The sequence below is a fragment of the Silvibacterium acidisoli genome (assembly GCA_022870745.1).
GTDB lineage: Bacteria > Acidobacteriota > Terriglobia > Terriglobales > Acidobacteriaceae > Silvibacterium.
Window position 1 is genome coordinate 4,694,521 of record CP085323.1, and the last position, 24,825, is coordinate 4,719,345.

At 58.3% G+C, this 24,825-nt stretch carries 10 protein-coding genes and 1 pseudogene; 6 read left to right on the forward strand and 5 right to left on the reverse strand.

Features of this window, described 5'->3' with window-relative positions; translation table 11 throughout:
• Positions 1-90: 90 nt before the first annotated feature.
• Entirely contained in the window at positions 91-3,306 is a 3,216-nt protein-coding gene (locus tag LJD29_RS19435; protein WP_446743232.1) for a TonB-dependent receptor, read from the reverse strand.
• 438 nt (positions 3,307-3,744) lie between these two features.
• Complete coding sequence (locus LJD29_RS19440) at positions 3,745-5,883, reverse strand: GH92 family glycosyl hydrolase (protein WP_446743233.1); 2,139 nt, start codon at positions 5,881-5,883, stop codon at positions 3,745-3,747.
• Positions 5,884-6,228: 345 nt separating this feature from the next.
• Between LJD29_RS19440 and LJD29_RS19445 the strand changes: the two are divergent.
• The 3 genes and pseudogenes from LJD29_RS19445 (at position 6,229) to LJD29_RS19455 (ending at position 12,196) form a co-directional block, all read left to right on the forward strand.
• Positions 6,229-9,774 (forward strand): annotated as a pseudogene (locus LJD29_RS19445) (outer membrane beta-barrel protein).
• A gap of 60 nt (positions 9,775-9,834) precedes the next feature.
• On the forward strand, positions 9,835-11,130 hold the full coding sequence (locus tag LJD29_RS19450) for an MFS transporter (RefSeq protein ID WP_446743234.1): 1,296 nt from the start codon (positions 9,835-9,837) through the stop codon (positions 11,128-11,130).
• 49 nt (positions 11,131-11,179) lie between these two features.
• Positions 11,180-12,196: a LacI family DNA-binding transcriptional regulator gene (locus tag LJD29_RS19455; protein ID WP_446743235.1), complete on the forward strand. Its 1,017-nt coding sequence runs from the start codon at positions 11,180-11,182 to the stop codon at positions 12,194-12,196.
• 45 nt (positions 12,197-12,241) lie between these two features.
• Here LJD29_RS19455 and LJD29_RS19460 read toward each other — a convergent pair whose 3' ends face one another.
• The 3 genes from LJD29_RS19460 to LJD29_RS19470 form a co-directional block, all read right to left on the reverse strand.
• Entirely contained in the window at positions 12,242-13,705 is a 1,464-nt protein-coding gene (locus LJD29_RS19460; protein WP_446743236.1) for an alginate export family protein, read from the reverse strand.
• Positions 13,706-13,996: 291 nt separating this feature from the next.
• Positions 13,997-15,742 (reverse strand): diflavin oxidoreductase, encoded by a 1,746-nt coding sequence (locus tag LJD29_RS19465; RefSeq protein ID WP_446743237.1) that lies wholly within the window; start codon positions 15,740-15,742, stop codon positions 13,997-13,999.
• A complete protein-coding gene (locus LJD29_RS19470) occupies positions 15,739-17,517 on the reverse strand; it encodes a NirA family protein (RefSeq protein ID WP_446743238.1) in 1,779 nt (592 codons plus the stop codon). Before LJD29_RS19470 ends, LJD29_RS19465 begins: the two co-directional genes overlap by 4 nt.
• 416 nt (positions 17,518-17,933) lie before the next feature.
• Here LJD29_RS19470 and LJD29_RS19475 point away from each other — a divergent pair, with 416 nt between their 5' ends.
• The 3 genes from LJD29_RS19475 (at position 17,934) to LJD29_RS19485 (ending at position 24,809) form a co-directional block, all read left to right on the forward strand.
• Positions 17,934-19,589, forward strand: coding sequence for a uroporphyrinogen-III synthase (locus LJD29_RS19475; RefSeq protein ID WP_446743239.1), 1,656 nt, complete (start codon positions 17,934-17,936; stop codon positions 19,587-19,589).
• A 164-nt stretch (positions 19,590-19,753) separates the two neighbouring features.
• Positions 19,754-23,068: a family 78 glycoside hydrolase catalytic domain gene (locus LJD29_RS19480; RefSeq protein WP_446743240.1), complete on the forward strand. Its 3,315-nt coding sequence runs from the start codon at positions 19,754-19,756 to the stop codon at positions 23,066-23,068.
• 82 nt (positions 23,069-23,150) lie between these two features.
• Positions 23,151-24,809 (forward strand): FAD-dependent oxidoreductase, encoded by a 1,659-nt coding sequence (locus tag LJD29_RS19485; protein WP_446743241.1) that lies wholly within the window; start codon positions 23,151-23,153, stop codon positions 24,807-24,809.
• Positions 24,810-24,825 lie beyond the last annotated feature (16 nt).

Sequence of the window (24,825 nt, forward strand, 5' to 3'; positions counted from 1 at the left end):
TGTGTAACGGAGCAGGATTTTCCTTCCATAAAAAGAAAACCGGCAGGACCGCTGGTTGGCGACCCTGCCGGTTGGTTCGCAGTCGTGCAGTTAGAAAGTGAAGCCGCCGAGGAAGGTAATCTGCCTCTGCTGCCCGCTTTCGAGCGAATCGAAGGTTCCGTACTGGCTGGTGAACTGGTTGCCGCCCGCGACCGAGATATTGCCGCTCGGGTTCAGGAACTGGGGATGGTTAAAGATGTTGGACATCTGGGTGACGAAGTTGAAATGAACGCGATCGGTAATCGCCACGCTCTTGGTCAGCGAAAGGTGCGTCTGGTAGAGATGCTGGCCTTCCAGGCTGTTGGGGCGGGCATTGCCGAAGGTTCCGGGTTGCGGTACGGCGAAGGCCGCCGTATTGAACCAGTTGTAGTAGTTCTTGCCACCGGGAATGCTGTTCGGGTTGCCGACGAGGTCGGGCAGGCCACCCTCGGTTCCGGTGTTCGACGCATCCGAGCCGCTATAGGCTGGCGAAAAACCGAGACCAGAGGCGACGTACTGGAGCACGCTCAGAGACCAGCCTCCAACCACGTCATCCATGGTCTTTCCGCCATCTGCCAGGAAGCGCTGGTTCTTGCCGAAGGGCAGAGCATAGACCAGGTTTCCGGAGAAATAGTTCCGGCGGGTCTGGCCGTCGTTCGCCCAGTGCCCGAGAACATCGTATGGGTTCTCGACATCAAGGTAGTTGGCCAGGCTTGAGCTGAGTGAATAGCTGGCGCTGAAGGTAAGGTGTCCAACACGACGCTTTGCCTCGAGTTGGAAGGAGTTGAAGTGCGAGCTGCCGTCGTACTTGAGCATGGTCGTGCTGACCAGCTCAGGATACGGCCTGCTCGAGGTAACGAAAGGCGTCGTGCTGGGATGCGGGAGGTTGGTATTGACGCTGTAATTGAGGCCGCCACCAACCGATCCCAGATAAGAAACACGTAGACCGATATGTGCGATCTCGCGTTCGTAGGTCACGTTGTACTGCTGGACCGTGCCGTGGTTCGTCTGGCGATCGTAGCCGTTCACGCTCTGGCTTGGAGCCGATCCTGTGCCGGGGAATGGGTTCGGGAACGAGAGCAACGGTTGTACTCCAGGCGTGTAAGTGTTCAGGTAGCCCTCGGTGATAGAAAACGGACCCGTTGAGCCGAGCTGAGGGTTGATGGGCAGGAAATTGTTCAGCCCCCCTGTTGTTCCGAGGCGAGTAGTGAAGATGCCGTAGCCCGCGCGAACGACCGAGTTGTCGCTGAGTTGGTAGGCGACACCAATGCGCGGAACGATGTTGTTCTTCTCGGCGATGGCCTGAACAGCGCCGGCGACGACAGGGATGTTCGAGGGGTAGAGCGGGCTGACCTTCGAGATTCCCTTCGGATCAACGATGACGTCGCCGCTGGCAGGATCGAAGTTGTACATCAGGTGATCGTCAGCATACGGGGTTCCATAGAAATCCCAGCGGATGCCGTAGTTTACGGTGAGCTTGCGCGTGGCCTTCCAGGAGTCTTCGGCAAAGAGGCTGTACTCAGTCAGATCCTGCGAACGGTTATTCAGTGGAGTCTGGCGAGAGTCCGATTGCGGATAGCCGAGGAGGAAGTCAGCGTACGCGTTGCCGCCACTGGTTGTGCCGTCTGCGTTGTGTACCGCGGTGACCGAGCCGTCGAAGACGAAGTCGCCGTAGTAAGGCACGACGCCGTAGAAGTTGTGGTACTTCTCGACACCGCCACCGAACTTGATCGAGTGCTGACCGAACTGCCAGTCGACTGTGTCGACGAGATTGAAGATCTTGTTGTTGTCTTTCACGCCGCCGGAGACATCGGCAAGCGATGTCAGACCGCTGATATCGAACTCGGGAAGACCCTGGCCGGTCAGGCCGCTAGGATTTGCTCCCTGGAGGCCGATGGCCGAAAGTACCTGGCTGCCGTCGGGAGGAGTCTGCCCTGCCTGCGAAGTTCCGTCGATGATGTAGTCGGTCGAGTAGCCGAGGCGGAGATTGTTGATGAGCGTCGGGGAGAAGACGTGAGTTTCGCCGAGAGCGGTCTGTCCGTGGTGACGGAGGCGCGTCCAGACGGCGGACGGAAGGCCGTCGCTCAGTACGTACGGCGTCCGGCGGAACATCCAGCGGACAAAGACCGAATCCTTCGGGCTGAAGGTGTGATCGATGCGAACGATCGGCCAGTCACCCTGGAAGAGATCGCTGTTGAAGGGGAAATGCCACTGGTAGTTGTTGACCGTGCCGTTCGGGTCGATGTTCGCGGCAGGAAGATAGTTGTTCTGAACCGCCAGCGAGACCGGGCTGATGCGGTTCGCCGGAATGGTGTTATTCGGGAACGGCTGGCCGGTCGTGGGATCGATGATCGTCTGTGAGAACACGCCATTACGCCATGCATTCGAAGGCACGCTGGCCACGGTGAGGGTGCCGAGTGGAATACGCTGTGCGAACCATCCGGCATAGAAGAAGGTGTGATCCTTCCAGATAGGGCCGCTGGCTTCGAGGTCCCACTCGTGCTGGATATAGGGCGACTTGGTCGTATTGAAGTAGCCGGTAGCGTCGAAGACCGAGTCGTAAATACGATAGGTCGCCTTGCCATGCAGTGCATTCTGGCCGCGCTTGGTTACCTGGTTCATTTCAAACGGAACCGGGCTTTCGGCTGGAGCATTGAAGAGCGTCGCCGAAACCTGCTCGTAGAAATTGGCGTTGTTGTTCTGAATGCCGTTCAGGTCGTTCGGAATTCCATCGAAGGTCTGCGTCTGGTTCTGCGCGGTTTCACCGTCGGCCACCGGCGGGTACGTGCCGCCCTGCACGCCGGCAAGGGTGGTCAGCTGGTACCAGGTGCTCGGGTAGATCGTGACCTGGGGTGACTGGTCATGCTCCTTCGCGGTAAAGAGCGCGGTCAGCGTCGCATTCTCGGTATTGATGACGGCTGCGCCGGCATTGACTGTGACCTCTTCCACGGCTTGCCCGAGAGCCAGCTGCGGGTCAAGGCGGCGGACCTGGCCGCTGTCGAGAACAACGTCCTTGGCGACGAACATCTTGAAGCTGGTAGCGGACGCGTGAAGTTCGTAGGTGCCGGAAAGGAGTTCGTCGAACTCAAAACCACCGTCGCCTTTGGAGGTGATCTGTCGCACCGTTCTTCCGGTCTTGGGTTCAAGCAATGTAACCTGCGCTCCGGCGACAACTGCCCCGGAGGTGTCGGTCACTGTGCCAAGCAAGGTTGCATTGGTCGTCTGTGCGAACGCGTAGGAACTGAGCAAACAGACAAACGCACAAAGCAAACATAAACGTTTGAGCATCACGGCCTCTCTTGATGTTCTGCAGGATGTACAGCATTGCCCTTCAGGGCATTTGCGGACGCTTTTCTTTGCTGCAGCGCCTTTTATTGAACAACTGATTGCGTTCGAAACAACCGCATTTAAAAAACGAAAGTAAACGATTGTGTTTCGATTATGAAAATCCTGTCAACAGAAATCTTCCGTAACCATAAGAAAAGGTTATAGGGGCCCCCTTAGATCGGATATACGGCGCTTCTGCGCCGGGGAGTTGTGGAGGTCAGCGATATGCAGGAACGGATACGCGCAACCGTTTTCCGTATAAATCAGCTAGGGCACTGGTTTCGCTTTATTACTTTTCGGAGGGGAAAGTCCTGAGTGGAGGATCTGTGGTCTTACCCGCAAAGAGTGAGGGAGGCGCGAAATTTCGCGCCTCCCCCTTTGTTGTGCCGTCGAGCAACGCTACTTTGTGCTGATCTCCAGTTTCCCGCCCTGAAGCAAATCGTCGTGGGAAACGAAATAGCCGTCGATCTTCTTACCGCCGTAGCGTATGCCGGTGATCTTTTCACCATCATGCTTACGGACGATGGTGACTACCTTGCCGTTGCTCATAGTGAACTCCGTGCGGTCGAAGAGGGGCACGGTCACGATGTACTGCGGATCGGCGGGTGAGTAGGTATAAAGCCCGATGGCGTTGAAGACGTACCAGGAGGACATCTCGCCGGCGTCGTCCATGCCGCAAAGCGCCAGGCCTTCCGGTCCCATGCCATAAAACTTGTCCATGATCTGGTTGAGGCGCGCCTGCGACTTCTCCTGCTTGCCAACGAAGTAGTAGAGATACGGGAAGCCGTGATCAGGCTGGTTGGACTGGGTGTACTGGCCGATGAAGCTGTTGATGTTCTCGGCTATGTAATTCGGGTTCCAGGGGATGGTGAACAGCTTGTCGATCTGCTGTTCAAAGGCCTGATTGCTCGGATAAAGCGCGATCAGTCCCTGAGTATCATGTGGTGCGAAGAATGACGCCTGCCAGGCATTGGCTTCACGGTACATGTACTCGTAGTAGGGATACTCGGGGTTGAAGTTCTTTACCCAGTCGCCGTTCTCGAGGCGTCCGCGCATGAGGCCGGTCGAAGGATCGAAGAGGTTCTTGTAATTCTTCGAGCGCTTGATCAGCATGTCGTAATTCTGCTGGTCGTTGAGCACCTTCGCGAGTTGCGCGACGGCGTAGTCGTCATAGGAGTATTCGAGGGTCTTGGTGACGCCGGCCTTGGCTTTCGTCTCGACGTTGGGATTGGGAATGTCAGGTGTGGAGATGTAGCCCTTCTCCATGTACTCGGCAATGTATGGGCGCGTGCCGCCTTCGACCGTGGCATTACGTAACAGCAGCCGATAGGCTTCATTTACGTCGAAACCGCGCAGGCCGCGAAGATACGAGCCGGCGATGAAGACCGAGGCGTGATCGCCGTGGAAGAAGGTCGGGATGAAGCCGGTCTTCTCGCCGCGGTCGATGAGGGACTTGATCACATCGACCGTTACCTGGGGAGAGATCATTCCGAGCAGCACCAGCTTGTTGCGGTAGTCGTCCCAGAGTGACGGCAGGGTGTAGTACTGGCCGTCGGCTTTGACGACATTTCCCTTCTCGTCGGTGTACTCACCGTCTACATCGCTGCGCAGCGCCGGCCATAGGAACGAACGATAGAGACTGGAGTAGAAGAGCATCCGCTGCTTGTCGGTTCCGCCAGTGACGCGGATCTTTTCGAGCAGAGTCTCCCATTGAGATGAAGCCGCTGTCCTCACATCTTCAAAGCTCTTCCCTGCCAGTTCGGCTTCAAGATTCTTCTTCGCGTTCTCAACGCTCGTGAAAGACAGGCCGATCTTCATCTCGATCACCTTGCCGGCGTCATCGGCAAAGTCGACTACCGGCAGTTCGCCCTTTCCGTTATTCAGGCGCTCGATGGCTTTGATCTTCCGGCTGGTTTCGGCGTAGAAGTAAACGGTCTCGCTGGCGTGCTGGTAGCCGGAGAAGGCATTGTCACCCTCCTGCTCGATCTTCCAGTCGTGCACGCGCTCGTTTGAGACGGGCATGTTCACGATGAGCTTCTTCGGCCCGGTGGCATCGTCAAAGGTGTAGCGGTGATAGCCAGTGCGGAGGGTGCTGGTGAGCTCCACATTGACGTGGTAGCGATCGAGATAGACCTGGTAATAGCCAGGGTGCGCGGTTTCCTTCGCGTGCGTGAAGTGCGAGCCGAAGTCTTCCGGGTCGATCGTGCCGTCTGCGGGCATTACCGGGATGTAGCAGAGGTTCCAATGGCCTTTGTTGGTGTGCGCGAAGGCGTAGATCGTGTCGCTTTCATATTCGTAGCCTGCGCCACTGTGCCATTTCGAGATGGGGCTGAGCTGCACCATTGCGTTCGGTACGGAAGCGCCGGGAAAGGTCAGTCCAGCCCAGACTCTCCACGGAGGGTTGAACCCGATATCAGCCGGATTGGTGAGAGGTGCTGTTCCCAGGAATGGATTGACGGTATCGACGAGACGCTGTTGTGCGGTGAGGGGGGCGAAGGCGCTCAAGACCGAGGCGAGCAGTACCAGGCGTTTCAACATGTGACAGGCTCCGATGGCGGCGTAGGGGTGATGGCTTTGTGCGTAGATGTTTAGCGAACGGGGTCCGCACCTTGTTTGAAACCTGAAAAAGTATAAGTTGCGTATTTGAGATTGACAACGTTGTCTTATCCGGAATAGAGTTCGCGGCGGTTACAAATGACATCGGTGTCATGTGTGTAGCGGAACGGCCTGCTGCGGCTGCCTCACATCGTGCGCGTTCACGATTCCCTCGGCAACAACGATGAGGAGAAATAGATGACTTCCACCGCACCTGGTTTCTTTTTCCGGAGACAGTCGAGACGCAACGGCAGATTCACCTGGCTCTTTGAAGTGCTGCTTGCGGGCATGCTTCTTGCATGCCTGAACAAGGGCCTGAACGCTCAGGAGTTTCGCGGGACGATTACCGGTCATGTGGCCGATTCCGGCGGCGCTGTTGTCCCCAATGCGTCCATCGTGGCGCAGGGGCCGCAGCAGACCTATACCGCCAAGAGCGGCAGCAATGGCGACTTCACGATTCCGCTGGTGCAACCGGGCACATATACCGTCACCGTCACCATGGAAGGTTTCAAGACCGTCGAGCGGCAGAACATCGTGATCGATGTTTCGAGTAAGGTCGATATTCCGGTTGTGCTCGAGGTCGGCGCGGTGAATGAAACCATCAAGGTCGCGGCGCAGGCACAGCAGTTGAACACGACGGATGCTTCGGGTGGAACGGTTATCGATCCACAACAGGTGCAGACACTGCCGCTAAATGGCCGCCAGATGTACTCGCTACTGACGTTGACGCCCGGCGTGAAATCTCCGCAGCCGGGGCAGGCGGCCAGCGAGTTAAACGAAAGCAACGCCTACTCGATCAATGGACAGTGGGGCAATTACAACCAGTTCGATCTGAACGGTGCCCCGGTTTCGCAGCAGAACGGCGGCGGGTCAGGCACATGGAATATCTCGCCCAGCGTGGATGCGGTGGAAGAGTTCAAGGTGATGACCAACACCTACGACGCGCAGTATGGACGCACCAACGGCGGAACGGTCAACACAATCTTGAAGAGCGGCACGCCTGAGTTCCATGGCACGCTTTATGACTTTTGGCGCAATTCGATCCTCGATGCGAACACTTACGCGCTCGACCAGGCGGGCGCGCCCAAGCCCTTCCACAACCAACACCAGTTCGGAGGCACGCTCGGAGGCCCGGTGATCGGCCTGCGCAAGAGCACCTTCTTTTTCTTCAGCTACGAAGGCTGGCGTGAAGCGGTTCCCAACAGCGTGACTACCACGACGATCACTCCCGACATGCTTCCGGATACGAACGGCAACATCAACCTGACCGGCTACCTGAATGGCACGGGAAAAACCAACATCTACGATCCACTGACGACCACCTGCTCGGTGGCGAATCAAAATCCCTGCCAGGACTACACGCGCACGCAGTTTGCCGGCAATACGATTCCGGCGAATCGCATCAGCGGCCCAGGCTTGAGCCTGATGAAGCTGCTGCCGCTGGCGAATCGCCCAGGCTATGTCAACAACTATGTTGTGAACGCACCGGGCAGCAACAGCTATAACCAGCCGATCGTGCGCATCGACCATGATTTCAGCGATAAGACGCGAGTGTACGGCATGTTCGCGTGGTGGGCAGGCAACGAGTTTCTCAACGCCTCCGGCTTCCCTGGCCCGGCCGGCACCAATGTTGGCGCTTCGAACGGCAACTACAGCTACTACCAGTCATCGCTGACGCAGGTGGTCGACCTTACTCATACCTTTAAACCAAACCTCTTCCTCGATGTTCGCCTGTCATACAACAGGGCCTACGACATCGGGTATGACGGTGCGGAGTCAGCGGGTGTGACCAACGCAGGCGCGACCAGCGTGGGGCTGAATATGCCGCAGCTGCCTACTACGGACAAGAAATACCTACCCGAGATCCAGTTCAATGGCGATAACAGCTCGGATGTCGCGCTGCCCAACTTTGTCGGAAATATCGTCAGCCCCACGGTCTTCGAAACCTACGATGTTGAGTCTTCGATGACACATGTCCTCGGTCCGACTACATTGCACTACGGCTTCGAGCTCTCGTGGTATCACGATGTGGCGAATGGCGTTCGCAATGCGAATGGCACCTTCAATTTCGGTCCCGCATTTACCCAGCAAAACCCGAGGGCGCGTAACAACGATGGCTCGAGCGTTGCCGATCTTCTGCTGGGCTATCCAGCCGGGGGCGGGGTGGAGTACAACGATCCGACGTATGAATCTTACAAGTCGTATGGCGTATACATACAGGACGATTGGAAGGCTGCTCCCCGGCTCGCTCTCAACATAGGCCTGCGTTATGAAAACGAGCTGTCTCCGGTGGATCGCTATGGACGGCTGCAGGCAGGCATGTGCTTCACCTGCATCAATCCCATCAACGGCACGGTCGGTAACGTGGTGTTGCCGAATGGAGAGTCGTTCGCAAACCCGATTGTCGGCGGGTTGGAGTTCCAGAAGGACCGTTCGCCTTACCAGAACACCTGGGGCATCCTGCTGCCTAAGTTTGGGGCGTCCTTCCAGGTGACGCACAACCTGGTGATGCGCGGCGGCTGGGGCTTGTTCCGAGCTCTGGGCTTCGAGCTTGGGGGCACCTCGACGTGGGACACAACCACCAGCTATGTCGGCACGCTCGACAGCGACCTGACTCCAACTGGCTATTTCAACGGGGGTGCGCCCTTCCCCGATGGCTACACCACACCTCCCGGCGACTCGCAGGGGCTGGCCTCCGGAAACGGGGATGCGATCTACGAAGACAGCTGGTATCGCAAGATTCCCTACACGCAGCAATTCTCTTTCGGCTTCCAGGGCCAGGCTCCGGGAGGCATCGTCTGGGATGCTGAATACGTTGGCGCACGTACGCTCGACCTGCGCGCGGGCACGCAGGAAAACCACCTGACGCGCGATCAGTTCAACGAGGGGCACGCCAATCACGCCTATCTAGACCAGCTTGTTAACAATCCCTTTTATGGAAACCCGCTGATCCCGGCAACATCGTTTCTCGGGACGCATCCGCAGGTTGCGGTGAAGGACATGATGGTGCCTTACCCGCAGTACGACAGCGCGGGCGGCCCAACGGTTTTCCAGTGGAATACTCCGTGGGGTTACAGCAACTACAGTTCGCTGATCGCAAGCGCCCAGAAGCGCTTCAGCGGCTCGACATGGCTAAGCAACGGGCTCAGCTTCACCACGGCTTTCACGTGGTCGAAGCTCCTCAGCGCCACCAGCGTGTTGAACAACGGCCTGCTGCTCGACGATCACCCGTATTACGGCATAGATTCGGGAGACCGCACCTTCATCTTCAGCTTTGCCGGAAGCTACCGGCTACCCATCGGCCAGGGTGGCATGGTAGCAACCCATGCGCGTGGCGTGGCAGGCGCGTTGATCAACCACTGGCAGCTTGACTGGCTGCTCAACAACCAGAGTGGCACGCCGGTGAATTATCCGAATGGCTACCTCTACAACTGCGGATCGTACGATATTCGCCCGGCGCACCGCGGCTACGGCAGCTATCTGAACAACTCGCAGCCCGGCTGTTTTGCGGACTTCCCGGAGTACACGGCGCTGAGCTAAGGGCCGCTTTCAACGGCCGTGCGTAATCCCTGGGCGGAGCAGACACAGATTGCCATGCAGAAGGAGTTCGACGTCACTGAGCGAGTACGCGCCCGCTTCCGCGGCGAGTTCTTCAATGTGACGAATACGCCGATCTTCAATGGTCCGAATACTTCGAATCCTAACTCGCCAATCCAGCGCGTTGCCGGGGTTCCCACGAACCTGGCCGGGTCGTATACCGGCTTCGGAACCATCGGGAATGCGACGGCAAACAGTCCCCGGCAGATCCAGCTCTCGCTGAAGGTTCTGTTCTAATGGCATGAAATCAATACGGGCGGCTCGCGCTGCCCGTATGATTCTTCTGAATATATCCACATGCCCATATCCCTCGAAAACCCACGAATCGAGGCCGCCGGCGGAGTCAGCCTGTCCGCTCGACGAGACCATTCCATTTCATTCATCCTGGCAAAGCGACATCTTACGTTGAGTGTGTTAGCCGGCTCCTGCGGCGGACTGCTCTTCGGCTACGACATCGGTGCGATGGCCTGCGCCGCACCCGGGATACGCAGCGCCTTCGCGCTTTCCCCCGCGGGTCTCGGACTGGCAGTCTCGGTGGCGCTCATGGGCACCATTGCCGGATCGATGCTTGGCGGCACTCTTTCGGATCGGCTTGGGCGGCGCGGGACGCTGACGCTTTCCGGAATTCTTTATGCCTTCGCCATCATCGCTGCCGCCTTTGCCACCGGCGGCATGCAGTTTACGGTAAGCCGGGTTTTCTGTGGGATTGCCATCGGGCTGGTCTCCGTTACAGCGCCGATGTATCTTGCCGAGGTTTCGCCTCCGGCAGTGCGCGGACGCATTGCCGGCTCCTTCCAGTTGAGTTTAAGCATCGGCGCGGTTTGCGCGTTCGGCGTAGGATACCTGGCCTCGGGCGGGGACCATGCGAGTGTTACCTGGCGCTACATCCTGTGCGGAGGCATATTCCCGGCGTCGTTGTGTGTGCTGTGCCTGTTTTGGGCTCTGCCGAGTGAGCTTGCGCCGCGTGCATCCAGCGAACAGGCGAGGCTGTTTACCAGGCAGTACCTGAAGCCCATCGCACTGGCGGTGGGGCTGGCGCTGTTCAACCAGCTTACCGGTGTCAATGCGCTGCTTTATTACGTGCTTGATGTTTTCAGCGGCCTGGGAGTGCATGGCATTTCCGGAAGGGTGGATGCGCTGGCACTGTCTTCCCTCAGCCTGCTTGTGACCTGCCTGGCCTTGACCCTGATCGACAGGGCGGGGCGAAAATCGTTACTGCTCATCGGTGCGGCACTGATGGGCAGCTGTCTCCTGTTGCTCTCGATGGTGCATCGCATGCACTGGCCGCCTGCGGTGGTGGTAACGTTGTTAGCTGTTTATCACGCTTCGTTCGGATTTTCTCAGGGTGCGGTGGTATGGGTATATCTGAGTGAGATCTTCCCGGTCTCGGTTCGCGCACGCGGCCAGAGCCTCGGGAGCACTGTTCTTTGGATTGCGAATGTCCTGGTGGTCGATACGTTCCCGTCGATTGCTCGCCGCCTTGGCGACAGGATCTTTTTCTGGATGGCAATACTGCTGGCGTTACAGTTCGTCATCATTTACGTCTTTTATCCAGAGACAAAGGGAAAGAAGCTGGAAGCGGTAGCACCGTGAGCTTCACTCCATCATGGGCAATGCCATCGTCTCGTCTAAGGACCGTTGAGTGCTAAAAAATGGTGGTTCAGTAACCCTTAAGGATGTAGCCCACGCGGCCGGCGTCTCATTGAAGACTGCCTCGCGCGTCCTCAACAACTCTTCCGAACTGCGCCCTGAAACCGAGCGGCTGGTACGCGAGGCCATGGCGCGACTCGGCTACCAGCCGAACGAGCTGGCACGCGGTTTGAAATCGAAGAAATCCGCTGCCATTGCCCTGATCGCTCCCAACCTCGCCGATCCCTTTGTCGCTACCGCCATCCGCTCGGTACAGAATGTCGCACGGTCTCATGGATATGTCGTCATCCTGGCTAGCTCGGGTGGCGATGTGAGCCTCGAAAAGACCGAATTACAAGCCATGACGCGTCGCCAGATCGACGGGATCATTCTGATGGCCGCCGCCAGCGGAAAGAGCGACCTGGCGATTCCGCTGAAGAGCCGAGTGCCGGTTGTCGTAATTGACGAGCCGGTGCGTGGTGCGGAGGTCGACACGATCACCGTGACTAACCGGAAGGCAGCGCGCGCTGCGACCGAGCACCTGCTCGGGCATGGCTTTCGGCGGATCCTCGCCGTGGGCGCGCGGCCGCACCTGTTTACCTGCGCGGAGCGTGTAGCGGGCTATCGGGCCGCGCTTCGGCAAAGAGACGTGAAGAAAATGGAACTACTGGTTCCCCACGAGGCGGATTTAACGATCGATGCCTTGGCGAAGGTGCTCGCGGGTCCTAAACCGGCAGATGCCATCTTCAGCCTGAACTGGGTCTGCACCGTGGCAATGCTGCGCGCCCTGAACGCGCTCGAGAAAAACATCCCACGTGATATTGCCCTGATTTCATTCGATGATTTCGATCTTGCAGAGGTGATTCAGCCGGGAATTACAGCTGTCAGGCAGCCGGTCAGCGAGTTGGGGTCGCGAGCGGCGAAGAGCCTGTTTGAACGGATAGAAGGCAAGGATTCTTCTGCTCCGCGAAAGATCGTCCTGCCGACGGAGTTTATCGTGCGCGGATCCTGCGGCTGCGGAATGGATTGAGGGTTAAGGCTGCGGCATCTTCGAGAGATGCCGCGGAGTTGCCGGTTACAGCTTCTTCTGAAAGCGATAGGTCAACTCGAAGAAGCCGTAGTTCGAGTCGCGACCGTCAGGATATGTCGCGTGAATCACCGCCTTGCCATAGGCGTGCGCATAATACAGCCCGAATGAAACCTGTTTCGAGAGATTGTAGTCTCCGCTGATGTCGTAGAGTGAGCTGAAGCTTCCGCCTGCCGCGCCCGGACGGCCCGTAAAGCCGAAGACCTTGTTGTCGAATGCGCCGCCACCCTGGTACCAGAAATCCGTTGGAGCGGTGAGCTGCAGGAAGTGCAGGTCGGTGCGAATCTCAAGCTTCTTTGTAGGCTTGTCGATGAACTGCACGAACTCATCTTTCGAATTCATCATGTTGAAGAACGGGTAGCGTGCATAAACGCGTGGCGTCGGCAGAATCTGGAAGAAGGTATTGTGGGTGCCGTCGGTGTTGTTGTTGTCGCCGGTGGTACGTAGAAAGCCTCCGCGAAGCCAGGGCGCTGAGGTCACTCCATTAAGCTTGACGCCGGCTTCGGCGGCAATGGCTCCCGCAGAGTGATCGAGCTTCCCCCAGGAACCGTTCTGCCCTGCTCCCCATACGAGGAAATCGACCGAAGCGAGGTGGCCGGCCGGCAGCACGGCGATCATGTCTCCTCCGTAGGTGCCGATGCGGATGTTTTTGTGATCGAGCGCGCGGGCCGCGGCGGAACGGTTGTCGGTCTTGGTCAGGCCAGTGCGTCCATCGTGATAGCCGATGCCGAAGCCACGGACGAGAACGTGTCCGTTGGCGAGCGAGCGAGTGTAGCCCAGATATTGTGCATCCACGTTGATTTCAGGATTCGCATTCATGTTGAAGACGCCCTGTAGGGAGCGTCCGGCGAAGGCAGTCACATCCCAGTCCTTGCCGCTCAGCTTCAGATCGGCGCCGTCAAAGGAGCGCTGCGCATTGGTGAAGCCGAAGTTTCCGATGAGCCGCTGCGCCATGCGGTTGGTCTGCAGCCACAGCATCGTGGGGTCCTTGGGCGCTGTCTCCTGCCCTTCGAAAAACTCGAAGCGGCCTAGGCGTATGGCATCTCTGTCGTCGTCGCTGAAGTGATAGCGGAGATAGCCCTGGCGTAACGAAGCGGCCGCGGGATTCTGATTATTGCCGTTCGCTGCGTAGTAGGTGCCTCCAAGGCCGAGCTGCCCCTGCGCGGCGACCGGTGAAACGGCATCATTGGGCAGGCCGAACTCCGCGCTTTGGCCGAGCTCAAACATGTAATCGAAGTGATGCACGCGCTGCGCAATACCGAGACGGACCATCGAATCCTGATGCCCGTAGGTTTCGGGGTTGGGATGGGCCGAAAACCATTCCGTGGCATTGGTGCGTTCGCGCACGTAGGCGGTGAAGATCGGCGAAGAAGAAGCAGCGGGAGAAGCAGTCTGCGCCTGTATCGTGACGGCACAGGCTGCGACGAAAAACATGCCTAAAACTTTTTGCAAAGGAACTCCTTCAGCGTAAACGCCTCTGATGACGCAGCTTAAAGGTCCAGTTGGCACTCGCGCATCCACCATTTGACCGAGGCTGGAGCAGTACCCAGGCTGGAGGCAGCATGGCGTCACGCTCCGGCCACGCGGACAACGCCAGGGAGTCCACTTGGACGGAGCGGGCTTTGCGATCCCCCTGCAGGGGGCCTTCAAAAAGCGAAGCGGATGAGCTGCCCTCGAGCAGCATCATCCGCTTCCGTTCCCTGCCGCGGTGAATCTCTCGTAGAGCCAGCGGCAATGTTTTTTTTAGTAGACGTCGCGGTGGTACCGGTGTTCCTTGACCAGTGCCGTGACATATTCCGCCGCAGCTTCCGCGCTCATGTTGCCATGAGTCTCAACGATACGGTGGAGGGTTGCGTGAACGTCCTTGGCCATGCGATTGGCATCGCCGCAGACATAAATCATGGCGCCTTCATCGAGCCACTTCCAGAACTCCGCACCGTTTTCAGCCATGCGGTCCTGCACGTAGATCTTGTGTTCCTGGTCGCGGGAGAACGCGGTATCGAGCTGGGTCAGATGTCCGTCCTTCGCCCAGGTCGTCAGCTCATCCTTGTAGAGATAATCCGTAGACGCGCTGCGCTCGCCGAAGAAGAGCCAGTTCTTACCCTTGTGCCCCAGCGCCTGGCGCTCATGCAGGAAGGCGCGGAAGGGCGCGATGCCGGTGCCCGGTCCGATCATGATGATCGGCTTGTCGGCCTCGGGCAGGCGGAACTTCTTATTCGGCTGGATGTAGACGGGGATACGGCTGCCCACATCCACACGATCGGCCAGCATGGTGGTGGCAACGCCGCCGCGTTCGCGGTTGTGCGAGCGATAGCGCACGATGGCAACGGTGAGGTGCAGGATGCGGCCATGCGCAGCCGGGCTCGACGAAATCGAGTAAAGACGCGGCGTGAGGCGGGGCATGATCGCTGCGAGTTCAGCTGCCGTGGTGATGGCGCCAGGATACTCCTGCAGAAGGTCGATGGGACCACGGCCCCACATGAAGTCTTCCAGGTGCTGGCTCTGTTCGGCCGGCAGCAGATGGGTCAGCGGAGCGCACTGCTCCTTGGCTGCAAAAGCATTCACCATCTTGCGCGTCAACCGGGTCGGCTGGAAGTAATGCAGCAATGCGTCTTCGATCGTCACATCGCCTACGCGGGCGATGGTCACCTTCTCGGTGCGGTCAAAGGGCACGAGCGAGAGGATGTCGTTCACAAGCACAGGATCGTTCTGCGCGATGATACCGGCCGAGTCGCCCACTTCGTAATTGATTGGGGCATCTTCCAGGTCGAATTCCAGATGAACCGTCAGCTTTGACGAGACGTCATGGGTAAGCGGCGTGCGCACCCGTAACTCCGCCAAAAAAGGATTTTCTCTTGTATGCAATGAAGTCGCCTTCTTAGTTGTAAAGATTGCAGGGGCTTCGTCCGGCTCCGGAGGATCCACCGCATCATCTACTAGTCTAGCGATCAATTTGGTTTGCCAGAAATCGAAAGGCCCATCGACGTCAACATCGCACTCTACCCGCGAGGTCAAACGGTGCGCCCCGAGAGCGCTCAGGCGCTCGTCGAGGTCGACTCCGAACCGGCAAAAATTCTCGTAATTGCTGTCTCCGAGGCCGAAAACAGCGTATTTCAGCCCGGCCAGGGCGGCGGCACGGGCCGAGCAAAGCTCTTCGTGGAAGCGGCGGGCGGTTTCAGGGGGCTCCCCTTCGCCGTAAGTGCTGGCAAAGAAAACGGCAAAACGGGCCGATTGCAGGTCGATCGCCCTCAACGTCTCGACGGACGAGACCTGCGCCGTATGGCCACCGGATTTCAATGACTTGGCCAGCATTTTCGCCAGCCGCTCGGCTGTACCGCTCTGGGTGGCGAAGTAGATCTTTACGTCCCGACGGTTCGATTCCTCCGTCTGGAGAGCGGCTTTTCCCGTAAAAAGCTCGGCCAGCAGGCCATTGAGCCAGATTCGCTGCTCGGGCGAGAACGGCGCATCCTCTGGCAGGCGTGGAATCATGCCGCCACCTCTATCGCCACACCACAAAAGGCCCGGAGCTCGTCGACGGTATGCCGTCCGCAAAATTCGAGAAAACTCTCCCCGGACTGCTGGTGCCGGGTGAAGTACGCGAAAAAGTTGTGAAGCGACGCCTTTACATCGTCATAAGGCATGGTCGGGAAGAGCTCGCGTGCGATGGCCTGGTCATTGTCCGCCCCACCGCCCAGGTTTACCTGGTAGCCATCCTTGCCTCCGACTTTCACGCCCATCAGTCCGATATCGCCGATGTAATGCTGCGCGCAGGAGTGGTTGCAGCCGGTGACGTGAAGGTTCACGGGCTGCAGGAGGGCAAAGGCTGCATCGAGCGACTGTGCGATCTCGAGCGCATGACCCTTGGTGTCGGTGGCAGAGAAACGGCATCCGCGGCTGCCGGTGCAGGCGACGGTATTACTCATGATGCGTCCGGTTGTGTACTCAAGGCCGGCCGCATGCAGGGCTGCACAGGCTTGCTCCACAAGCTCATTCGGAATATTCGGCACGATCACGTTTTGCCACACCGTGAGCCGAACCTCGCCGGAGCCGAAACGGTCTGCTATCTCAGCGATGGCGCGAGCCTGCGCCACCGGCAGCCAGCCGACCGGCACGCAGACGCCGATGTAGCTGGTGCCGGGCTGCAGTTGGGGATGGACACCGAGGTGCGCGGAGCGGTCGACATCAGCGCGGGGTTCGCATTCGTGAGCGCCTAAGCGGAGGACGGGAAATGCAAGCCTCTTTTCTGTCTCGTCAAGGAACTTCTCAACTCCCCAGAGATCCAATAAGTATTTGAGGCGGGCCTTCTTGCGGTTGGTGCGATCTCCATGCTCGGCAAAGACGCGCACCATGGCGGCTGCCACGGCGATCAGCTGATCGGGTCGCAGCAGCAATCCGCAATCGCTCGCAAACTGCCCGTGTCCGGTGATGCCACAGAGCAGCACGCGGAAGTAAACGCCGGCGGGAACGGGGCGGCCCTCTGCGACCCGCACCGCTACGAAGCCGATATCGTTCGTGTCTGCCAGCGTGCTGATGGATCCACCGTTGTCGAAGGCGATGTTGAACTTCCGGGGCAGCCCAAACATGTCGCGCGAGTTGGCAATGTAGTTCTGCATGGCCGTCGCGTAGGGTTGAACGTCGATCAGCTCTTGCGCGTCATAGCCTGAGATGGGTGATGCAGTAATGTTGCGGATGTTGTCGGCACCCGCGCCCAGTGAGGTCATCCCCAGTGCACGCACCGCATTGAGCACGTTGACGATGTTGTGCGGGGCAAACTCGCGGATCTGAACATTGGCCCGAGTCGTGATGTCGAGCCGATCGTTTCCCCACTCCTCGGCTATCTTCGCGAGCCCGCGTACCCGGGCCGTTGTGAGCACTCCTCCTGGAGCGCGCAGACGAAGCATGAAGGAATCCTGAGCAGGAGCGACGTAAAACAGCCCGTGGAACTTGAAACGGTAGCGGTGCTCGGCATCCGGAGCTTTGTCTTCATTAGCGTGCGCGAGCAGTTCATCCCAGGCGTCAAGGGGGTTCCTCTCGTATTTCCAGGCCTCCTCCGCGCAAAGATCGCTTATCGGGGTGCTGAAGAACTTAGGCTCATCCGCAATATTGAATTCGCCACTTGCAGCATCGTTCGTCAGCAGCCCGTTGCTCAGACGGCCGACAAACGCATGTTGCTGCGCGACTGCCGCAAAGAATCCGCGCAGATACTGCTTTTGTTCTTCGGTGAAGCCTCCCCTAGCAGTAACAGCAGATGATAACGCGCCCATCGGATCTCTTCCTGAGTTCGTTGAAGCCATATACGTGTAATGGCCTTGGAATCACCAGGAAGCTATGAGTGCGAAGAGAGTAACGTCGCGAGACGCACAAGGACGCACACCACCTGCTGCGGGTGACCCAGGGCTCATCGCGGAGCTTGATTTCAATAACCGGGAGCCTGCACATCAGGGAGCGGGCTTCGGAAGGAGTGGACTGCACCTGGCGGTCATGGCCGGGGCTCGTCCGTTAGACGGAGTATAGGGCGGGTTTGCCCTGGAACGCAAACAGTGTCTTTGGGAACCATTGCAAACCCACGTGGAGACTGGGCTTGCGCGTGTGCGATTGCCGGCCGCGAAGAAAAAGGTAAAATGCAAGGAATTCGCTCATTACAAGCTTCAGCCGTTTTCAGCGGCACTCATGGAGAATCATGCCCCACGCCAGCTTTGACGGACTTCGTGTTTTAGCGCTCGAGTCGCGTCGTGCCCGCGAAGTGGAAAAGCTGATTCGCACCTACAACGGCCAACCTGTTGTGGTTTCAGCCATGCGCGAGATTCCGCTGGAATCAAACACGGCGTGCATCGATTTTGGCCAGCGACTGCTCGGTGGCGACTTCGATCTCGTTATCTTCTTCACCGGTATCGGCGTGACCAAGATGATGGAAACGCTGGATACGAAATTCGAGCGGGCGACGATCCTGGATGCGCTGCGCAAGCGCGATGTGATTGCCCGCGGAGTGAAGCCGGTTGCAGCGCTGCAGGGATTGCAGATTCCCGTGAAAGCTTCAACTCCCGAGCCCAGCACCTGGCACGAGGTGCTGAACCTGCTCGACCGTACTTACGGCGAACACCTCCGGGATCTTCGCATCGCTGTCCAGGAATACGGCGCGACGAATCCTGAATTCATTGCAGAGCTGGTCGCGCGTGCCGCCGAAGTCACGAAGGTTCCGGTCTACCAGTGGGGACTGCCGCTCGACCTTGAACCGCTGCGGTCGAGCGTGCGCAGCATCGTCGATGATGAGATTGACGTCGTTCTCTTCATGACAGCGGTGCAGGTGATCCATCTCTTCCAGGTTGCGGCTGAGATGAATCTCGAGGCGGACCTTGGACAGGCGCTCCGCCGTATCGTTGTGGTTTCTGTCGGACCAACGACAACCGAAGAGCTTCGCCACTACGGCGTGCAGCCCGACTTTGAGCCTTCCCGGCCGCGGATGGGTTTCATGATTAACGAGGCTGCTCAGTATTCAGGAGCGCAGCTCTCGAAAAAACGCTCCGCAGCTTCTCCCGATTTCACCGGGAATCAACCATCAAGAAGCAATGTCGAAACTGCCCCGCGCCGTGTCCCGCAGGTCGCGCCTTCCACATCGACCATGGCAGGCTTTCGCGATGGGCTGGCTCCGCTCGATGTACTGCAGGAGGTCAGCAGCCACCTTGCTTCGGCCGATCCGCTGCACGTAACGCTTTCGCGCATTGTGTCGCTTGTCTCCGCGGTAATCCCCTGCGATTCGTGCTTCCTCTATACGGTCGAAGAGGATAGCCTTGTGCTCCGTGCTTCGCGGAATCCTCATGCTGCTGAGATAGATAATCTGCGCCTGCCGCTTGGTGCTGGCGTGACCGGTTGGGTGGCCGAGCATCGCGAGCCGGTTGCTATCTCGGAACGAGCGAGCGAGGACCCTCGTTTCAGCGCCTTCGTAAACCTGCCCGAAGACCGCTTCGAGGCAATGCTTTGCGTGCCGGTAATCTGCGCGAACCGCGTGGTGGGCGTGCTGAACCTGCAACACCGGCAGCCATACAGGCACGGTGACCTGGAGCGGCGACTGCTCGCAACCGTCGGCATTCTCGTGGGCGCAGAGATGGAACGGGCACGGCTGGAGACGGAAAACTCCGAGCTGACCGATCGCCTCGAGACCCGCAAGATTGTAGACAAGGCGAAAGGGATTGTGCAGCGCGATCTTGGACTCTCGGAAGACGAAGCCTATCGCAACATGCAGCGAGAGAGCCGGCAGCGGCGCAAGTCCATGCGCGAGATCGCCGAAGCCATCCTGCTGGCGGAGAGTATCAGGCGCTCAAACGAAGCCAAACCATAGGCGCAATGCCTTGCCCACAGCGGCATCCTGATTTGAAACAATTTCACATTTTATGAAGATTCCTGCCTGAATGGGATACATGGGCAGCGTTCATCGCTTATGATGCAAGCGGTGAGATCTTGCACATACTTCAAAACCACCCCCGCCGCGAGACCAGAGTCCCGATGATGAAACGACTTCTTTCTGTAGCAACTGCTGCCTGCGCCCTTTCTCTCACGCTTCCCTTCTATGCTTCCGCAACCCCGGCGCAGAACCATCGCCCGTTCGCATTGCAGGCCGACGCGCTTCATTCGCCGCTGGGCGATGACAATACGAATCCGCTGCTGAGCTGGAAGCTCGATGACACTCGGGCGGGAGCGAAACAGACAGCCTATCGTGTCAGCGTTGCCAGCAGCGCGGCGCTGGCTGCGAGTGAGCATCCGGATGTCTGGGACAGTGGGCGCGTCGCATCGGGCCAGTCGCTCGACGTGGCCTATGCCGGTCCTGAATTGAAGCCGGAGACTCGCTACTACTGGCGCGTTCAGGCATGGGACCAGCATGGCAAGGCCTATCCCGCAAGCGAGACGACGTGGTGGGAGACGGGCCTGATGGGCCAGGATCACTGGCTAGGCCAATGGATTGGCTACGAAGATCGCGAGCAGAGCGCGATTCGCGCCGCGCAGGCGGAATGGGTGACGAATCCCGAGGTAAAGGGCTACGACCGAAAGGGCGAGACACGCAACGAACTGCGCCTTGGCTTTACGCCCGATTCGGAGGTAAAGAAGGCCACGCTGTACGTGACCGGAGAAGACACGCCCGCCGCATGGATCAACGGTGAAGAAGTAATAGAGGCGCAAAAGCAGCCTGCATGGGGTCGTCCACCGTGGCGCAATTATCGGCATGAGGATGTCACCGGCAAGATCCACCCTGGCGCCAATGTTCTTGCGATTGAGATCACGCATTATGACGGCGGCCGTTCGATCACTCCGATGAACGCCATCCTGTACACCGAAAACGCCGACGGTACGGTGAAGATCTACAAGACTGGCACGCCGGACTGGAAGTCAAGCTTTATGGCAACGGGCGACTGGCAGAGCGCGAGCTTCGACGACAGCAAATGGAAAACCCCGGTTCCGTATCCGCAGGCACATGACGCCTTCGGCGGCGCAGACTCGCTCGGCCTGCCCATTCCTACCGCGACCGTGGCCGCTCTCCGTCATGGCTTTGCCGTGACGAAGCCGATCGCTTCCGCCAGGCTTTATGCAACCGCCATGGGTGCATATCAATTCAGCTTGAACGGCAAAAAGGTTGGCGACCAGACGCTTTCCCCAGGATGGACGGATTATCGCCAGCGCGTCATGTACCAGAGCTACGATGTAACCGCGATGCTTGCAAATGGGAAAAACGTCATTGCCGCGTTGCTGGCGCCGGGCTGGTACTCCACTCCATTGGAATGGGTTGGCCAGGGGAATAATTACGGAGAAACCCCCGACGCCTTGCGTGCACAGTTGAAGATCGTCTACAAGGACGGAACCTCGCAATGGGTGTCGACAGACGGCACCTGGAAAGCCGATGTTTCTCCGATCGTCTCGGCCGAAATCTATAACGGCGAGACTTACGACGCGCGCATGCAGCAGGCAGGATGGAATGCGCCCGGCTTCTCCGATTCGAAGTGGCACGAGGCCGAGGTGATTCATCCACACGAGCCGGAGATCGAGTGGCAATCGTATGAACCGATTCGCGAAGAACGCGCAGTTCACCCCGTCGCTGTTACACATCCAAAGCCGGGAGTCACCGTATATGACTTCGGGCAGAATCTCGCGGGGCTTCCCCGCATCACGATGAGCGGGCGCGCCGGTGCAACCGCAAGGCTGCGCTTTGCCGAGCTGGTGAATCCCGATGGCACCATCTACATCGACAACCTGCGCAACGCGAAGGCTACCGATCTGTATACGTTCGCAAAGGATGGAGCAGTCACCTACGAACCTACCTTTACCTTTCATGGTTTCCGCTACATGGAGGTGACAGGAACGACGACCGCACCCGGACGCGATGCGGTGGAAGCGGTTGTTTTGCATACTGCCGCTCCCTTCAACGTAAAGCTCTCGACGGGCAGTCCGATGGTCAATCAGCTTTGGAGCAACATCCTGTGGGGACAGCGCTCGAACTTCGTCGGTGTTCCGACTGACTGTCCGCAGCGCGATGAACGCTTGGGATGGAGCGCCGATGCGCAGGTCTTCTGGCGGACCGCCTCGTACAACATGGACCTCGAAGCCTTCTCGCGCAAGTATGCGGGCGATCTCCGCGGCACACTCGGCAAGGTTGGTATGTTCGGCATCTACGCTCCGGGAACAGCGAAGGTCAACAATGGCTTCGGCCCCGGCTGGAGTGACGCTGGCGTCGTCGTGCCGTGGACGTCGTGGATTCAGAGCGGCGACCCAACCATCATCAAGCAAAACTGGGAAGGTATGGAGCGGTATCTATCGACCATCATGGAGTCGAACCCCGACTATCTCTGGACGAAGAATACAGGCATTAACTTTGGGGATTGGCTTTCGCCGGAGGGTCCGACCTCAAACGGCCTCATCGCCACCGCTTATTGGGCCTATGATGCAAAGCTGATGAGCCAGATGGCTCACGCTGTCGGCCGCACAGAGGACGAGCAGAAATACTCAGAGCTCTACGTAAAGATCCGGAATGCCTTCCGTAAAGCCTACGTGCATAAGAACGGCGTCGTCGGCTGGAACAAGTCCTCGCCCGACTCTGACAATGCGCTGAAGGGCTCCGAGATGGTCGAGACACAGACCGGCTACTCGCTTGCTTTGCACATGGGCCTTCTTCCTGAAGAGATGAGAGCGGCCGCCGCGCAACGACTGGTCGATCGCATTGTCAACAATCACTACCTTATCGGGACCGGCTTCCTTGGAACGCCTTACCTGCTCGAAGTGCTTAGCGATACCGGCCATTCCGATATCGCGTATCACCTGTTGCTGAACACTGAGTTCCCCTCATGGGGCTACATGGTAGATCACGGCGCTACGACGATGTGGGAGCGCTGGAACGGCGACAAGATGCTGGGCGATCCGGGCATGAACTCATTCAACCACTACGCTTATGGAGCGGTTGCAGAATGGATCTATCGCTACGCGGCAGGTGTCGATACAAGCAGCCTCGATGCCGGTTTCCATACGATCGTGCTGCATCCACACTTTGATGCGCGCCTGAAGAACCTCGACTTCACGTATGACTCGCGTTACGGTGCCATTCAATCGAAGTGGACTGAAGGAGCGACCGGAGTTCAATGGTCAGTGGTGATTCCGCCGAACACCACTGCGCACCTTGAAGCTTCGCCTTCCGGCAGTGCTACATACAAATTACGCAGCGGTTCGTTGCCGTCATGCGAAAAGGACGCGGACTCCGATTCCTGCTTCTACACGCTTGCTCCTGGAAGCTATGACTTCGAGGTATCACTTAACGACGCCACGAAGGATGACAGATAAATTACCCATGCGCGGTTTGTAGCCTGTCTTCCGCTTGGTTACAATCTCGCGCATGGCCGTTGCCGCTATAAAAACCTCATCAATGCTCAGGGGAGCAGCCAGGGTACAGAGCTTAAGTCTGCCCCTGCTTGCTCCTTTTTTGCTGTTCCTGTTTTTCGCCTTTACAGCTACTGCCAGTGCAGCGGCCGCGGAGGCTGATCTGGTCGTGTATGGCGGCACAGCCTCAGGCGTGATGACCGCTTACTCGGCCGCGAAGCAAGGCTTGCGCGTAATTCTGCTGGAGCCCACGCGGCACCTTGGCGGCATGGTCACAGGTGGTCTCTCCGCTACCGATACCGCCTACTTCCCTATCATTGGCGGCTATACTCGCGAGTTCTATCGACAGGCTGCGGCAACTTATGGCGTCCATGATCTCGACCATCCATCGGACTGGTTGAGCGAACCGAAGGTCGGCGAAGCCATCTTCAATCGCTGGCTACACGACGCAGGCGTAAAGGTAAAGTTCGGTGAGCGCTTGAGGGAGCGTCGCGGCGTTGAGATGCACGGCACAACCCTGATCGCGCTTGTCACCGAGGATGGACAGCGCTGGAAAGGCAAGGTCTTTGCCGATTGCAGCTATGAAGGTGATGTCATGGCTCAGGCGCACGTGGGTTATGTAGTTGGCCGCGAGAGCGCGAGTACTTATGGAGAAGATCTTGCTGGCGTGTGGCCGAACACTCCCAAGCACCAGTTTCTCTACGAGACCAGCGCTTACGATGATGATCACAACCTATTCCCTGGAGTTGATCCGGGGCCGCTAGGTGTTGCCGGCAGCGGAGATAGTAAGGTGCAGGCTTATAACTTCAGGCTGATTCTTACCGACGATCCGGCAAACAAGATGCCTTGGACAAAACCCGTAGGCTACGATGCCTCTCAGTTTGCCCTGCTTGCAAGGTACCTCAAGGAATACAAGGCTAAGACAGGCAAGGATCCAACGCTGAAATCGGTCACAAACCCTGTCTGCTTTGCGCATCACAAGTGTGACTTCAATAACAACGGCGCCTTCTCGACGGATTACATTGGCCGGAGCTGGAAGTATCCCGATGCAAGCTATGCCGAACGCAGAAGCATCTGGGCCGATCATCTGCTTTACACCGAGGCTTTCTTCTATTTCCTGGCGACAGATCCCACGGTCCCACAATCGTTGCGCGACGACACCAATCGTTGGGGCCGTGCGAAAGACGAGTTTGCAGACACCGATGGCTGGCCACGGCAGCTCTACATTCGCGAGGGGCGCCGCATGACCGGTATGTACATCATGAAGCAGGCTGACCTGCAAACAGACCGCACCAAGCCGGACTCGATCGCAATGGGTTCATATAACAGCGACTCGCACAATGTGCAACGTGTAGCCATGCCCGATGGATCGGTGCGTAACGAAGGAGATGTGCAGGTTCCGGTACAGCCTTATGAGATCAGCTTTCGCGCGATCCTGCCCAGGCCCGAACAGACGACAAACCTGCTGGTGCCGGTTTGCTTGTCGGCCTCACACGTCGCCTACTCGTCTGTAAGAATGGAACCGCAATACATGATGATTGGGGAGGCTGCAGGCATCGCGGCGAGCGTGGCGATTCGCGGCAACACACCGGTGCAGGATATCTCTGTAGAGCGCCTGCAGGCAGTACTGCGTCAACATGGCGCGATCCTGCACCTTGGTCAGCAGGCGCACCATGCAATTTCAAAACAGCATCCGGAACCTTGATTGCTGCATGCCATGT